10 protein-coding genes are annotated in these 13,723 nt (G+C 64.4%); all 10 read left to right on the top strand.

Annotation, left to right across the window (positions count from 1 at the left end):
- The first annotated feature begins 30 nt into the window (after nt 1–30).
- The 10 genes from HNO53_RS12510 (at nt 31) to HNO53_RS12465 (ending at nt 13,658) form a co-directional block, all read left to right on the top strand.
- Entirely contained in the window at nt 31–2,217 is a 2,187-nt protein-coding gene (locus HNO53_RS12510; RefSeq protein WP_209472529.1) for a methyl-accepting chemotaxis protein, read from the top strand.
- 20 nt (nt 2,218–2,237) lie between these two features.
- A complete protein-coding gene (locus HNO53_RS12505) occupies nt 2,238–3,101 on the top strand; it encodes a CheR family methyltransferase (protein ID WP_209478631.1) in 864 nt (287 codons plus the stop codon).
- A 100-nt stretch (nt 3,102–3,201) separates the two neighbouring features.
- On the top strand, nt 3,202–4,263 hold the full coding sequence (locus tag HNO53_RS12500; RefSeq protein WP_242597414.1) for a protein-glutamate methylesterase/protein-glutamine glutaminase: 1,062 nt from the start codon (nt 3,202–3,204) through the stop codon (nt 4,261–4,263).
- 50 nt (nt 4,264–4,313) lie between these two features.
- Nucleotides 4,314–6,074 carry a methyl-accepting chemotaxis protein gene (locus HNO53_RS12495; protein ID WP_209472525.1) on the top strand — a complete coding sequence of 587 codons (1,761 nt, stop codon included), beginning with the start codon at nt 4,314–4,316 and terminating at the stop codon, nt 6,072–6,074.
- Between the two features lie 75 nt (nt 6,075–6,149).
- Nucleotides 6,150–6,539: a chemotaxis response regulator CheY gene (cheY, locus tag HNO53_RS12490; RefSeq protein ID WP_209472523.1), complete on the top strand. Its 390-nt coding sequence runs from the start codon at nt 6,150–6,152 to the stop codon at nt 6,537–6,539.
- 37 nt (nt 6,540–6,576) lie between these two features.
- Nucleotides 6,577–7,269: a protein phosphatase CheZ gene (gene cheZ / locus HNO53_RS12485; protein WP_209472521.1), complete on the top strand. Its 693-nt coding sequence runs from the start codon at nt 6,577–6,579 to the stop codon at nt 7,267–7,269.
- A gap of 297 nt (nt 7,270–7,566) precedes the next feature.
- On the top strand, nt 7,567–8,763 hold the full coding sequence (gene flhB / locus HNO53_RS12480) for a flagellar biosynthesis protein FlhB (RefSeq protein ID WP_209472519.1): 1,197 nt from the start codon (nt 7,567–7,569) through the stop codon (nt 8,761–8,763).
- Nucleotides 8,760–10,841: a flagellar biosynthesis protein FlhA gene (gene flhA / locus HNO53_RS12475; RefSeq protein WP_209472517.1), complete on the top strand. Its 2,082-nt coding sequence runs from the start codon at nt 8,760–8,762 to the stop codon at nt 10,839–10,841. Before flhB ends, flhA begins: the two co-directional genes overlap by 4 nt.
- Before the next feature lie 12 nt (nt 10,842–10,853).
- Nucleotides 10,854–13,067: a flagellar biosynthesis GTPase FlhF gene (gene flhF / locus HNO53_RS12470; RefSeq protein WP_209478630.1), complete on the top strand. Its 2,214-nt coding sequence runs from the start codon at nt 10,854–10,856 to the stop codon at nt 13,065–13,067.
- A complete protein-coding gene (locus HNO53_RS12465; RefSeq protein WP_209472515.1) occupies nt 13,068–13,658 on the top strand; it encodes a hypothetical protein in 591 nt (196 codons plus the stop codon). It begins immediately after the preceding gene.
- Nucleotides 13,659–13,723 lie beyond the last annotated feature (65 nt).

Here is a 13,723-nt window from a genome sequence, read left to right as displayed (position 1 = left end):
ACTTAGACCAGGCGGCAAAGGATAATAACGATGCGTGACAATCAGCCGGTAACAGAGCGTGAATACAAGCTGGGCGATGAACATCTGCTCATCACCCGTACCGACCTGGAGGGGCGGATCACCTATGCCAACTCCGCGTTCGTCGAGGTCAGCGGTTACGATCATGAAGAATTGATCGGCGCTCCACACAACCTGATTCGTCATCCCGACATGCCGTCCGAGGCCTTCGAGGACCTGTGGAGGACCATCAAGAAAGGCGACACCTGGCAGGGGGTGATCAAGAATCGGCGCAAGGATGGAGACCACTATTGGGTTCAGGCAACGGTCACGCCGATTCTGGAAGAGGGCAAGTGCCAGGGGTACACCTCGGTGCGAACGCCGGTCGAGGCGGCAACCGCCGAAGCGGCGGCCCGCGCCTATGCCCGGATTCGTGAGGGGCAGCGCAAGCTGGTGTTCAAGCAGGGCCAGCTCGTACGGCGCGGTGCGCTGGGCGCTCTGTCGCGGCTCAACGTCCATACCATCCGTGCCAAGCTGGTCACCCTGACCCTGGTGCCGGTGCTGTTGCTGCTGCTCAGCGGGGCCGTGGGGCTTTACGGCCTCAAGGTGTCGGGTGATCGTGTCGCCTTCATCAACGGCAATGGAGTGCAGGACATTGCCGCTCTGCAGCGCATCGACCAATTGTTGAGCCAGTTGATGACCGACCTGGAGCGCCCGGTGCGTAACCCCAGGGCGCTGCGCCTGGAGCAGATCCAGGCGCTGGCAGACGAATCCGAAGGCATTGTCGAGCGCGTTGAGACCGCCTGGGAGAGTTTCCTCGAAGGCGAGGACGTGGCCAGCGAAACGATCGCCATGCTCGAGGCTCAGCTCGGTGTTGCCGTCGATGGCGGTATCCGCCCCACGTTGCAGGCATTGATCGACGGCAGCGGTTTCGCCGCTTACGAGGCATACAACGATGTGCTGCGACCGGAGGTCGAGAGCATCAGTCAGAGCATCAATGCGCTGATCGAGGGCAAGCTCGGCTATGCCGATCAGCTGGCGGAAGAGGCCGAGCGCGGCCAGGCCCTGATGCTCACGGGCCAGCTGGCGGTGCTGTCGGTGGGCATCCTGTTCCTGATCCTGCTGGGCTTCTGGACCCTGCGTGCGATCACCCGGCCGGTGCACCGCGCCGTGGATTTCACCCTGCAGATCGCCTCGGGCAACCTGGCGGTGCGCTCGCCCGACCGCACGCGCGACGAGATCGGCGTGTTGCTCGGTGCGCTGAACACCATGCGCAAGAGCCTCTACAGCACTACCCGCAGCGTACAGCAGGGCATCGACGTGGTGACGCCGGCGTCGCGCTCCATCGCGCGTGGCAACGAGGATCTCTCGGCACGTACCGAGCAGCAGGCCGCCTCGCTGCAGGAGACCGCCTCCAGCATGGAGGAGATGACCACCACGGTGCAGCAGAATACCGACAACGCGCGCCAGGCCAGCGGGCTGGCGCTGGACAACGCCAGCCGCGTGCGTGACACCGGCGAGCTGATGCATGGTGTGGTGCAGACCATGGAGCGCATTACCGCCGGTGCCGAGAAGATGAAGGACATCATCAACGTGATCGACTCGATCGCCTTCCAGACCAACATACTGGCGCTGAACGCCTCGGTGGAGGCGGCGCGGGCAGGCGAGCAGGGGCGCGGCTTCGCGGTGGTGGCCGGCGAGGTGCGCAATCTGGCGGGGCGCAGTGCGGAGGCGGCGAAGGAGATCCGTAGCCTGATCGATGGCTCTGCCAGCGAGATCCACGAGGGCGCCAGCCAGGTGCAGCGCGCCGAGAGCGCCATGGCCGAGGTGGTGTCGGCCTCGCAGCGGGTCAACGACATCATGGGCGAGATCACGGCGGCATCCGAGGAGCAGAGCAGCGGCATCGGCCAGATCAACCAGGCCATCACCGAGATGGACCAGGTGACCCAGCAGAATGCCGAGCGCGTGCAGCAGAGCGCGCGGGCGGCAAGCGACCTGCAGCACCAGGCGGAATTGCTCGACCGGGCGATTCGCGTGTTCCGGCTGCGTGGTGCCGGGCTCGAGCAGGTCGTTGCTCATGCGCAGGAGAGCGCCGTTGAAACCTCGAACGAACGTTCACGTTCTGTCACCCCCGCCTTGAGGCACGATCCGCTTCCCGTGAAGCGGGCTCCTGGCCAGTCCAGCAAGGCTACAGCCGATGAAGAGTGGGAAACATTTTGACGAAGCCACTGAGTCCCGGGATGGAGCCGGGGCAATGGTCCGGGCTGGGTCACCTCGAGCGTGACCTGGTCCTCACCGACGAAGATTTTTCCCGGATTCGTCAGCTGATCTATCAGCGTGCGGGTATTGTGCTGGCCGAGCACAAGCGCGAGATGGTCTACAGCCGTCTGGCCAAGCGCTTGCGTCACCATGGCCTGACCCGCTTCAGCGACTACCTGGAGAAGTTGGCGCGTCAGCCCGATGCGCGGGAGTGGGAAGCGTTCACCAATGCGCTGACGACCAACCTAACTGCCTTTTTCCGCGAAATGCATCACTTTCCGCTGCTGGCCGAGCACGTGCGCAAGTCCAGCGGGCCCGTACGCATCTGGAGCGCCGCTGCGTCTACCGGCGAGGAGCCTTATTCGATCGCCATGACCCTGCACGAGAGCCTGGGCCCGCGGGCGGCCGAGGCGCGTGTCGTGGCGACCGACATCGATACCGAAGCGCTGACGCGTGCCCGGGCCGGCGTCTACCCGGTCGAGCAGGTTCGCAAGATCGAGGAGAGTCGTGTCAAGCGCTTTTTCCAGAAGGGGCGGGGGCAACACGAGGGGCTGGCCAGGGTGCGCCCCGAAGTCTCCTCGATGGTGGAGTTCCTGTCGATGAACCTGCTGGCCCCGCAGTGGCCGATCAAGGGTCCCTTCGACGCCATCTTCTGTCGCAACGTGATGATCTACTTCGACAAGCAGACCCAGGCCCGTATCCTCGAGCGCTTTGCTCCGCTACTCAAGCCCGATGGCCTGCTGTTTGCCGGTCACTCGGAAAATTTCTCTTACATCAGCAAGGTGTTTCGCCTGCGCGGGCAGACGGTCTATACCCTGGCGGAACGTACCGGTGCAAACGCCTAGCCAGACAGCGCGCGGCTAAAGTTTTCGCCATCGGGGCCGATGAACCACATATTGGAATGCCAGGGGTCAGCGTGGCTTCCCCATGAACAGGAGATTTGCCTTGGGATCGAACAGGATCAAGGTGCTGTGCGTTGATGATTCGGCGCTGATTCGTGACCTGCTCAGCGAGATCATCAACTCGCAGCCGGACATGGAAGTCGTGGCCGTGGCGCCGGACCCGCTGGTGGCGCGCGATCTGATCAAGCGCCACAACCCTGATGTCCTGACCCTCGATGTCGAGATGCCGCGCATGGACGGCCTCGATTTTCTCGAGCGTCTCATGCGTTTGCGGCCAATGCCTGTGCTGATGGTGTCGTCGCTGACCCAGGCCGGCTCCGAGATCACCCTGCGCGCGTTGGAACTGGGGGCGCTGGACTTCGTGGCCAAGCCGTCGCTGGGCATCCGCAGCGGCATGCTCGAATATGCCAACGACATCGCCGAGAAGATCCGCGCCGCGGCCAAGTCGCGCCCGCGCCAGGCGCGCCAGGCCCAGACGGCGCCACGGGCTACCTTGAAGGCGCCGCTGGTGTCGAGCGAAAAGCTGATCATCATCGGGGCCTCCACCGGGGGCACGGAAGCAATCCGCGCCGTGCTCGAGCCGCTGCCGGCCAACAGCCCGGCCATCCTGATCACCCAGCACATGCCGGGGGGATTCACGCGTTCTTTCGCTGAGCGCCTGAACCGGTTATGCAACATCACCGTGAAGGAGGCCAGTGACGGTGAGCGCGTCTTGCCAGGGCATGCCTATATCGCACCAGGCGATGCGCACCTGAAGCTGGCGCGCAGCGGGGCGAACTACGTGGCCAGGCTCGACGACGGGCCGCCGGTCAACCGCCATCGTCCTTCTGTCGACGTGCTGTTCCATTCCGCCGCCACCCAGGCGGGGCGCAACGCCATCGGGGTGATCCTCACCGGCATGGGCAAGGACGGAGCCGCCGGCCTGCTCGAGATGCGTCAGGCAGGGTCGTCCACCCTGGCGCAGGACGAGGCGAGCTGCGTGGTTTTCGGCATGCCGCGCGAAGCGATTGCCCTGGGCGGCGCCGTCGAAGTGGCCAGCCTGGATGAAGTACCCGAGCGCCTGATGGCGCTGGTGGCGGCCTCTGGTCGCGCGCAGCGGGTCTGACCGGAACAGAACAACAAGCATCGTCACCTTACGCAAGGAGCCGCCAGGTAATGAGCCGCCTGATTCGAAATATCAGTATCAACGTGTCCGTGATCGCTGCCCTGGTCAGCTTCGCCGTGCTGATCGGGCTGGTCTCTCTGCTCTCGTTCCTGTCGGAGCGCCAGGCGGAGCGGGTCATGGCGGACCTCGATCGTATCAATGCGCAGCAGCTCAACGAGATCAATCGTGCCGATGCCCTACTCAATGTGGCGCGCGTCAGCCTCGAAATCGCCTCCAACCAGATCATGCTGGGCCGCATGGCCGATGCCAACCAGCAGCTCGATGTCGCCGCCGACCGTATGGATCGGGCCGAGGCGCGCCTGAACCACTTTGCGGCGGCACCCAAGTCCGATGCGTCACGGGAACTGGCTCAGCGGCTCGAGGAGCAGTTCGCGGCGGTGCTCGGTCTCGCTCGGGACCAGTACGCAGCGCTCGATCAGCTCGATACCCCGCAGTTCGGCAGGCTGCGTGATGCGCTGACCGAGCCCAGTGATGCGCTCGCCAGCAGCATGACCGAGTTCGTGCGTGATGGTTTCAGCAGCGGTCAGGCGATGATGGCCGACTACCATGCGCAGGCAGATCGTTTCGCTGCCATCAAGCTGGGTGCGCTGGTGCTGGCCGCTCTGGTGCTGGTGCTGGTCTATGCCGGGCTGCGGGCCACGGTGATCCGGCCGCTCAACTCTGCGGTCAATCATCTGCAGACCATTGCCAAGGCCGATCTCACCGGCAAAATCCCCGAGGGCAGCCGCAACGAGATCGGCAAGCTGTTCAACGCCATGCGCAACATGCAGCAGAGCCTGACCCGCATCGTCGGCCAGGTGCGCAACAGCAGTGGCTCGATCCATGTGGGCACGCGTGAGATAGCCAGCGGCAACGCCGACCTGTCGTCTCGTACCGAGCAGCAGGCGGCCTCGCTCGAGGAGACCGCCTCGAGCATGGAAGAGCTCACTGCCACGGTGCGCCAGAACGCCGACAACGCGCGCCAGGCCAGCGGGCTGGCTCTGGATGCCTCGACCACGGCCGAGCGCGGCGGCGAAGTGGTCGATCGCGTGGTCAAGACCATGGGCGGTATTTCCACAAGCTCGCAGAAAATCAGCGACATCACCAGCGTCATCGACTCAATTGCCTTCCAGACCAACATCCTGGCGCTGAATGCCTCGGTGGAGGCGGCCCGGGCCGGCGAGCAGGGGCGTGGCTTCGCCGTGGTGGCCGGTGAGGTGCGCAACCTGGCCAGCCGCAGTGCCACGGCGGCTAAGGAGATAAAGGCGCTGATCGACGGCTCGGTGGCCCAGGTGAAGGAGGGCTCGACCCTGGCCGAGCAGGCCGGCGAAACCATGGACGAAGTTGTCAAGGCGGTACGCCGCGTGACCGACATCATGGACGAGATATCGGCGGCTTCCCAGGAGCAGAGCGACGGCATAGAGCAGGTCAGTCAAGCGGTAGGCCAAATGGACCAGGTGACCCAGCAGAACGCCTCGCTGGTGCAGCAAGCCTCGGTTGCCGCGGCTTCGCTCGAAGAGCAGGCCAGCCGTCTCGAGCAGGCCGTCGCCGTATTCCGCCTTGCGGGTGACGCCCAGCAAGCACCCCGTGAGGCGGCGAGACGTGCCCCCGCTGGGGCTGTGGCTGAGGCGCCGCGCAGCGGTATGCCTGCCTTGGTCGGGCCGGGTGCCCGAGAGCGCTCCGCTACGTCGCGTGCCGCCGAAGTCGACCCCAAGCCCAAGCGCAAGAGCCAGGCCGAGCCCGTGGTCGAGGGGGACTGGGAAGAATTCTGAACGCTGCTTCCAACCACGACGGTGCCCGTCGCCGTCAGAAGATGAACATCGATTGATAGAGAAGAGGTATTTCCGATGGCTGACAAGAACATGAGCTTTCTGGTGGTCGACGACTTTCCGACCATGCGCCGGATCGTTCGAAGCCTGCTCAAGGAGTTGGGCTACACCAACGTCGAGGAGGCCGAGGACGGGCAAGAGGCGCTCACCAAGCTGCGTTCGGGCTCCTTCGAGTTCGTGGTTTCCGACTGGAACATGCCAAACCTCGACGGCCTGGAGATGCTCAAGCAGATCCGCGCCGACGATGCGCTCAAGCAGTTGCCGGTGCTGATGGTGACCGCGGAGGCGAAGAAGGAGAACATCATCGCGGCGGCGCAGGCCGGGGCCAGCGGCTACGTGGTGAAGCCATTCACCGCCGCCACCCTGGAAGAGAAGCTCAACAAGATTTTCGAGAAACTGGGCAAGTGACGCCGGCGATAGTCCCGCTTGCGGAGGAGAGAACAAGATGAGCGCAAACGAGCAGCCTGGCCAGGCTCAACCGGCAGGCGCCGCTGGCGAGGAGCTGGTCCAGCGCATCGGACAGCTGACCCGCATGCTGCGGGAAAGCATGCGCGAGCTGGGTCTGGACAAGGAGATCGAGAAGGCGGCAGAGGCGATTCCCGACGCGCGCGATCGCCTGAGCTACGTAGCCACCATGACCGAGCAGGCCGCGGAGCGCGCCCTCAACGCCATCGACCGCGCACAGCCGCTGCAGGATTCGATCAGCAGTGGCGCCGAGTCGCTGGACAAGCGCTGGGCCGAATGGTTCGCCGAGCCCAAGGAGCTCGATGAGGCGCGAGATCTGGTCAAGCAGACGCGCTCCTATCTGGCCGGTGTGCCCGACAAGACGCAGGCGACGCAGAAGGAACTGCTCGAGATCATGATGGCCCAGGACTTCCAGGATCTGACCGGCCAGGTGATCAAGAAGATGATGGATGTCATCCGCGAGATCGAGCATCAGCTGGTCCAGGTGCTGATCGATAACGTGCCCGAGGAAGTGGCGCGCGAGAACATGCAGCGCAAGGCCAACGATCAGTGGGAGAACGAGGCGCGTCGCCGCGAGGAGGGGCTGCTCAACGGACCTCAGATCAAGCCTGGGGTCGATGTCGTCACCAACCAGGATCAGGTGGACGATCTGCTCGACCAGCTCGGCTTCTAGGGTGCACAAATACCTGCGCGAGCGAATCGCTGCGTTGCGCGGTGCTCGGAATCCTCACATATACCCCATATGCTCCGGTTCCTGTGCGCCGCGCGCCTTGCGCTTCATCTCGCTCGGCAATTTGCTCAGCGTTCGCATAGACATGAATAGTCCTTAAGCCACCTATTTCAAGCTTCCCATCTTCATAGGCGCCGAGGGTCGTGGCCGATAAAGCCACGATCATCGGCGCTTTTTGGCGTATCGCCAGCCTGCCGTTGACGCCACAATGGCCACCGTGCGGAAAAGTGTGCGGGTGCCATGGCCGACGAGAGCAGCGATCAGGAAAAGACCGAAGAGGCCACGCCACGGCGCCTGGAAAAGGCGCGCGAGGAGGGTCAGGTTGCCCGTTCACGGGAGCTGACCACCTTCATGCTGCTGTTGGGTGGCGTGGTGGGAATGTGGTCGATGGGCACGATGCTCTACGATCAATTGGGGCTGGTGATGGAACAGGCCTTTCTGTTCGAGCGCCGCCAAGCCTTCGAGACCGGCCCCATGCTGAGCAATGTGCTCGATCTGGGAAGCCGCACGCTGTGGACCATGTTGCCGCTGTTTCTATTGCTCACGCTGGTGGCGCTGGTGGCGCCGGCCCTGCTGGGCGGCTGGTTGATCTCGGCCAAGTCGCTCCAGCCCCAGCTGTCGAAGCTCAACCCGTTCAAGGGGCTGAAGCGCATGTTCGGCACCCAGGCGCTGATCGAGCTGTTCAAGGCGGTGGCCAAGTCGGTGCTCATCGGTGGGGTCGGCATGGCGTACCTGTACTACAAGCGTGGGGAATATCTGTCGCTGATGGATCAGCCGACCACCCAGGCATTGGCACGGGCGCTGATGATGGCCGCCGAGGCTTGCGGCCTGATGGTGCTGACGCTGCTGGTCGTCATCCTGATCGACGTGCCCTACCAGCTCTACAGCCATGCCAAGAAGATGCGCATGTCGAAGGAAGAGGTCAAGCGCGAGCACAAGGAGTCGGAAGGTGACCCGCACGTCAAGGCGCGCATTCGCTCCCAGCAGCAGGCGATGGCGCGAAACCGCATGATGAGCAAGGTACCGGAGGCCGACGTGATCATCACCAACCCGACCCATTATGCCGTGGCCCTGCAGTACGATGAGGCTCGCATGGGGGCTCCCAGGGTGGTGGCTAAGGGTACCGACATGGTCGCAGCGCGCATTCGTGAGCTCGGCCAGGAGGCCGGAGTGCCGCTGTTGCAGGCACCGCCGCTGGCTCGCGCCCTATACCGTCACGTTGACCTAGAGCGAGAAATACCGCTGGATCTTTATACCGCCGTGGCGGAAGTCCTGGCTTGGGCTTTCCGCCTCAAGCACGTATCAAAAGAGGGGGGAGAGGTGCCGCCTACACCCGTGAACTTGCCGATACCGGAGAGCCTGGCGGTACCCGCCGGCGATGCGGGCGATGGCACTACTGAACCAGGGCCGTTCGAGCCTGGCGGAGCACGCCGATGAAATCCCTCAGCCAGTTCATGGGGCGACGCGACTGGGTGGGCGATGTCCGCATGAAGCTGCTGGCCGGCCCGATCCTGATCATCATGATCCTCGGCATGATGATCGTGCCGCTGCCGCCGTTCGCGCTGGATCTGCTGTTCACCTTCAATATTGCCTTGGCGGTGATGGTGCTGCTGGTCAGCATGTTCACCCAGAAGCCGTTGGATTTTGCCGCCTTTCCTGCAGTGCTGTTGTTCACCACCTTGTTGCGTCTATCGCTGAACGTTGCTTCCACACGGGTGATCCTGATGGAAGGCCACCAGGGCGGTGATTCGGCGGGCAAGGTGATCGAAGCCTTCGGTGAGTTCCTCATCGGCGGCAATTTCGCCGTGGGCCTGGTGGTCTTCCTGATCCTGGTCATCATCAACTTCATGGTCATCACCAAGGGGGCCGGGCGCATTGCCGAGGTGGGCGCGCGCTTCATGCTCGATGCCATGCCGGGCAAGCAGATGGCCATCGATGCCGACCTCAACGCCGGTCTGATCGGTGAGGAAGATGCTCGCACGCGTCGCGCCGAGGTTGCCCAGGAGGCCGATTTCTACGGCTCCATGGACGGTGCCAGCAAGTTCGTGCGTGGCGATGCCATGGCCGGCCTGGTGATCATGGTGGTCAACGTCATCGGCGGCCTGCTGATCGGCATGCTCCAGCACGACATGGGCTTCGGCGATGCCGCCCGGACCTATGTGCTGATGACCATCGGTGACGGTCTGGTCGCCCAGATTCCTGCACTGGTGATCTCCACGGCCGCCGGCGTGACCGTGTCGCGCGTCAATACCGAGCAGGACGTCGGCCAGCAGATGATCGGCCAGCTGTTCGTCAATCCTCAGGTCATGGTGTTGGCAGCGCTGGTCATGGGGCTGCTTGGCCTGGTGCCGGGCATGCCCAACATGGTGTTTCTGATCTTCACCGGGCTCCTGGCTGGCCTGGCCTGGATGCTCACTCGCCAGCAGGAGCAGCGCCTGGTGGCGGAGGAACTCAAGGCCGAGCCGCCGCCGGCGCCCGAAACGCCCGAGGCCAGCTGGTCGGACGTCCAGCTGGTGGATACCCTGGGGCTCGAGGTCGGGCATCGCTTGATTCCGCTGGTCGACCAGCGCCAGGATGGCGAACTGCTGGGCCGCATCAAGAGCGTGCGCAAGAAATTCGCCCAGGAAGTCGGCTTTCTGCCCGCCGTGGTGCATATTCGCGACAATCTGGAACTGGGTGCCAACACCTACGTGATCACGCTGAAAGGCGCTGAGATCGGCCGGGCCGAGGCCTTCCCCGGACAGTGGCTCGCCATCGATCCGGGACAGGTCACTGGCCAGCTGCAGGGCACGCCGACGTCCGATCCGGCCTTCGGCCTGCCGGCGGTGTGGATCGATGGAGGACAGCGCGAGCACGCCCAAGTCTACGGCTATACCGTAGTCGACGCCGGCACCGTGATCGCCACGCACCTCAACCACCTGCTGCATCGTCACGCGGCCGAAATGCTGGGACGCCAGGAGGTCCAGAAGCTGCTCGACAAGCTGGGCGAGGAGCAGAAGTCGCTGGTCGAGGACGTGGTGCCCAAAGCCATCAGCCTGACCGTACTCCAGCGTATCCTGCAGAACCTGCTCGACGAAGATGTCTCCATTCGCGACATGCGTACCATCCTCGATACCCTGGCAGAGTATGCACCTCAGCAACAGGATGCCAACGAGCTGACAGCACTGGTTCGGATCATGCTGGGACGCGCGATTACTCAGCAATGGTTCCCTGGACGCGATACGCTGAACGTGATCGGCCTGGATGCCCAGCTCGAGCAGGTCCTGATGCAAGCCATGAACGGCAATGGGGCGCTCGAGCCAGGGTTGGCCGAGACACTGATGAGCCAGACCGAGCAAGCCGTCGAGCGGCATGAGGCGAGCGGCGAGCCACCGGTGCTGGTGGTGCAGCATAGCCTGCGTCCGCTACTGGCTCGTTTCCTGCGTCGGCGCATGCGCCACCTGGTGGTCATGTCGCAGGCGGAAATACCTGATGATCGGACGCTGCGCATCGTGACGCTGGTGGGAGGTCGATAAGCAATGAGTGTCATGCGTTTCGTGGGGGGCAACAGTCGCGAGGCCATGCGTCAGGTACGCGCGGCCCTGGGTGACGAGGCCCTGATCCTGGCCAACCGACAGACCGAGCATGGCGTCGAGATTCTGGCGATGGCCGAGTCGGCGGCCACGCAGGGCGAGGCCAATGTCGGCGAATCCGCACCTCGTTCCGTGGAGCCGAGTCGCCCGCCAGTGGCGGCGCCTGCCACCCCGGCAAGCCCCGATCCCGCCCAGGCCTTCGAGGCCATGAGTGCAAGGCTGCTCGAAGAGATGCGGGACATGCGTGCCCTGCTGTCACGCGAGCGTGACCCGTCTGACTCGACGCGTACGCTTGGCGAGCAGCTCATCGGCACGATGCTGGAGACCGGTTTCAGCCAGGCGCTGGCCGACGAGGTTGTCGCGGCACTGCCCGAGGAGCTGGCGCTGGCCGGGGCAGTCGACGAGCGTGCCTTGGCATGGCTGGCGCGACAGCTGGTCAAGCGACTCGGTGGCCTGGACGATGAGGCCGCCTTCATGGATCGCACCGGGATCGTGGCACTGATCGGGCCCACCGGGGTAGGCAAGACCACGACTACAGCCAAGCTGGCAGCGCGCTATGTCATGCGTCACGGCACCCGACCGGTGGCACTGGTGACGACCGACAGCTTCCGTATCGGTGCCCACGAGCAGTTGCGAATCTACTCACGCCTGCTCGACGTGCCGATGTATGCCCTCAACGCCGACCAGCCGGTGTCGGAGCTGCTGGGGCGCATGAAAGGCAAGTCCTGGATCATCATCGACACGGTCGGCATGAGCCAGCGCGATCACCGCGTGATCGAGCAGGTCAGCCACTTGCACGGAGGCGATTCGCCCGTGCGCCTGGTACTGCTGCTCAACGCTGCCAGCCAGCCCGAGACCCTCGAGGAGGTCGTGGTGCGCTATCGGCAGGCCGCTCAGGCCGCCGGTGGCGAGCTCACCGATTGCATCATCACCAAGCAGGACGAGGCAGGGCGGTTGGCGCCTGTGCTCGATATCGTCATGCGTCACGGTTTGCGTCTGCTTTTTGTCTCCCATGGCCAACGCGTTCCGGAGGACATGGCGCTCGCCGAACCCGAAGCCTTGATCGCCGATGCCCTTGCCGATCGCACGCCGTCCACCAGGTCTCCGGCCCGTCAGATGCCGGAAGCGGCCGTGCGTAGTTCAGGCAACCTGTTGGGACAAGGCCGCCGCCTGGCTTCAGTACTGCAGGCGCTACGCCAGCGTCTGCCCGGCTTCGAGCGCTTCGAAGAGGTGTGGAACCTGTTGGGAATGCCAGCCTCCGTCCAGCAGCAGCGCCTGGAGCGACTGTTGGCCGATTACCCTCAGGGCGATCAGGCACTCGGCATGCTGTGGAGTGAACGCCGTCGCGTACCGGGCGAGAGCTGGTCGATGCCGGACGTGGCGCTCAGTCCCGAGGGTACCTGGCTGGCGCTGCCGTTGCTGCAGCATCGCCAAGTGGCGGGCCAGCAGGCACGCCTGGCAGAGATGCTGGAGCAATACGGGGTCGGCGTGCATCTGTTGAATGGGCTGCCCGACAGCGACGCGGGAGACTGGCTACAGAAACGTGGACTGAGCTGGTGCAGTCAGGTACGCGGCAGCCAGCGTGTCGAATTTGGCGGCGAGCGGCGTTCCCTGGCGTCGCTCAGTGGCATAGGCGACGCCGTTGGCGACGTGCGCTGCCGATTCCGCGGTGCTGCAGCACGCCTCGGTCTCGCTACGCTTCCCGTCGGCGTGGTGTTCAAGGGAGCCCGGCGCGACCAACAGAGCCTCGACGCGCAGGCCTGGTTCGGTGAGGTGCGTGATGAAGAGAGTGGCAAGGTGCTGGCGAAACGCTACTGGATAGTGCCGTTGCGGCTGAAGCGCGAGCCCCGGCCGCTCTTGTTGACCCTGCTGCAGGGCGACGTACTGCCGCAGCTCGCCCGACGTGCGTGGCAGCGCCTGGATCCAGCCGAATTGGGTGAGCTGCGCGCCGACCTGCGCCTGCTGATGGCCAGTGGCCTGGCCACGGTGGCAGCGCACCTGGATCTTGCCGAGGACGTAGCGGCGATGGATCTGCGAGCGGAATTGCTGGGGCTCGGCGGGGGGCGTCGCCGGCGGCGCGATGTCGCGCTGCTCGAGTCGTTGGTACAACTCTTCATGGTGCGCGATGCCATTCGCCACCTGGGTCTCGGTGAAAGGGAGACAGGCTAGATGGGATGGGACCAGGCCGCTGGGCTGCGCCAATGGGCGAACGGGGAGGCACAGGATTGCCCGGCACATGTGGCCGAGACGCTGGTCGAGTTGGCAGCCGCCGGGGGCAACGGCACGGCAAGGGCGCCGGCCAAACCGGCAAGTACCGCTCGCGTATCGACACATAGAGCCACTGACACCGGCAACAGAGTCCCTGACACTGGTAGTGCGGTGACGCTGATGGTGCTGGGCCTGCCGGGAACCGCCGAACGGCACACCGCCAGAGTCACCGAGCTGCTGCAAAGCTGGGCCAGCGAGGGACGACGTTGGGTGGGGGATCCACGCGCATGGCGCATCGTGGCGCTGCCCATCAGCAGCCCGCATCTGCCAGTGCTGGCGACCCAGCAGTCGCAGTGGGCGCTGTGGGTAGATGACGATCTCGAAGCCTTTCGTCGCGGCTACCGTCTGCTCAAGCAGATCGACGAGCAGGGTGGGCCGCGGCGTTTGATCGCCGTGCATCCGCCAGGAGTGGGGCGCCAGGGTCTATTGACCAATCTACAGTATGTCGCGGAGGCTTATTTCGGCATCGAACTGTTGGTATTGGCGAGATGATGGTTCGAGCGCATCGCTGGTTGGCGGCAGTGGTCCTCTGTGGGTGGATGGGAGGCGCGTATGCC

The sequence above is a fragment of the Billgrantia antri genome, from assembly GCF_017868935.1.
GTDB classification, from domain to species: domain Bacteria; phylum Pseudomonadota; class Gammaproteobacteria; order Pseudomonadales; family Halomonadaceae; genus Halomonas; species Halomonas antri.
This window is presented reverse-complemented; position numbering and strand designations above follow the sequence as displayed.

What these genes read in the sequence shown, in the direction of transcription:
- flhB (WP_209472519.1), top strand. Translation starts at nt 7,567, where the DNA reads ATGGCCGACGAGAGCAGCGATCAGGAAAAGACCGAAGAGGCCACGCCA.
- cheZ (WP_209472521.1), top strand. Translation starts at nt 6,577, where the DNA reads ATGAGCGCAAACGAGCAGCCTGGCCAGGCTCAACCGGCAGGCGCCGCT.
- HNO53_RS12510 (WP_209472529.1), top strand. Translation starts at nt 31, where the DNA reads ATGCGTGACAATCAGCCGGTAACAGAGCGTGAATACAAGCTGGGCGAT.
- flhA (WP_209472517.1), top strand. Translation starts at nt 8,760, where the DNA reads ATGAAATCCCTCAGCCAGTTCATGGGGCGACGCGACTGGGTGGGCGAT.
- HNO53_RS12505 (WP_209478631.1), top strand. Translation starts at nt 2,238, where the DNA reads ATGGAGCCGGGGCAATGGTCCGGGCTGGGTCACCTCGAGCGTGACCTG.
- HNO53_RS12465 (WP_209472515.1), top strand. Translation starts at nt 13,068, where the DNA reads ATGGGATGGGACCAGGCCGCTGGGCTGCGCCAATGGGCGAACGGGGAG.
- flhF (WP_209478630.1), top strand. Translation starts at nt 10,854, where the DNA reads ATGCGTTTCGTGGGGGGCAACAGTCGCGAGGCCATGCGTCAGGTACGC.
- cheY (WP_209472523.1), top strand. Translation starts at nt 6,150, where the DNA reads ATGGCTGACAAGAACATGAGCTTTCTGGTGGTCGACGACTTTCCGACC.
- HNO53_RS12495 (WP_209472525.1), top strand. Translation starts at nt 4,314, where the DNA reads ATGAGCCGCCTGATTCGAAATATCAGTATCAACGTGTCCGTGATCGCT.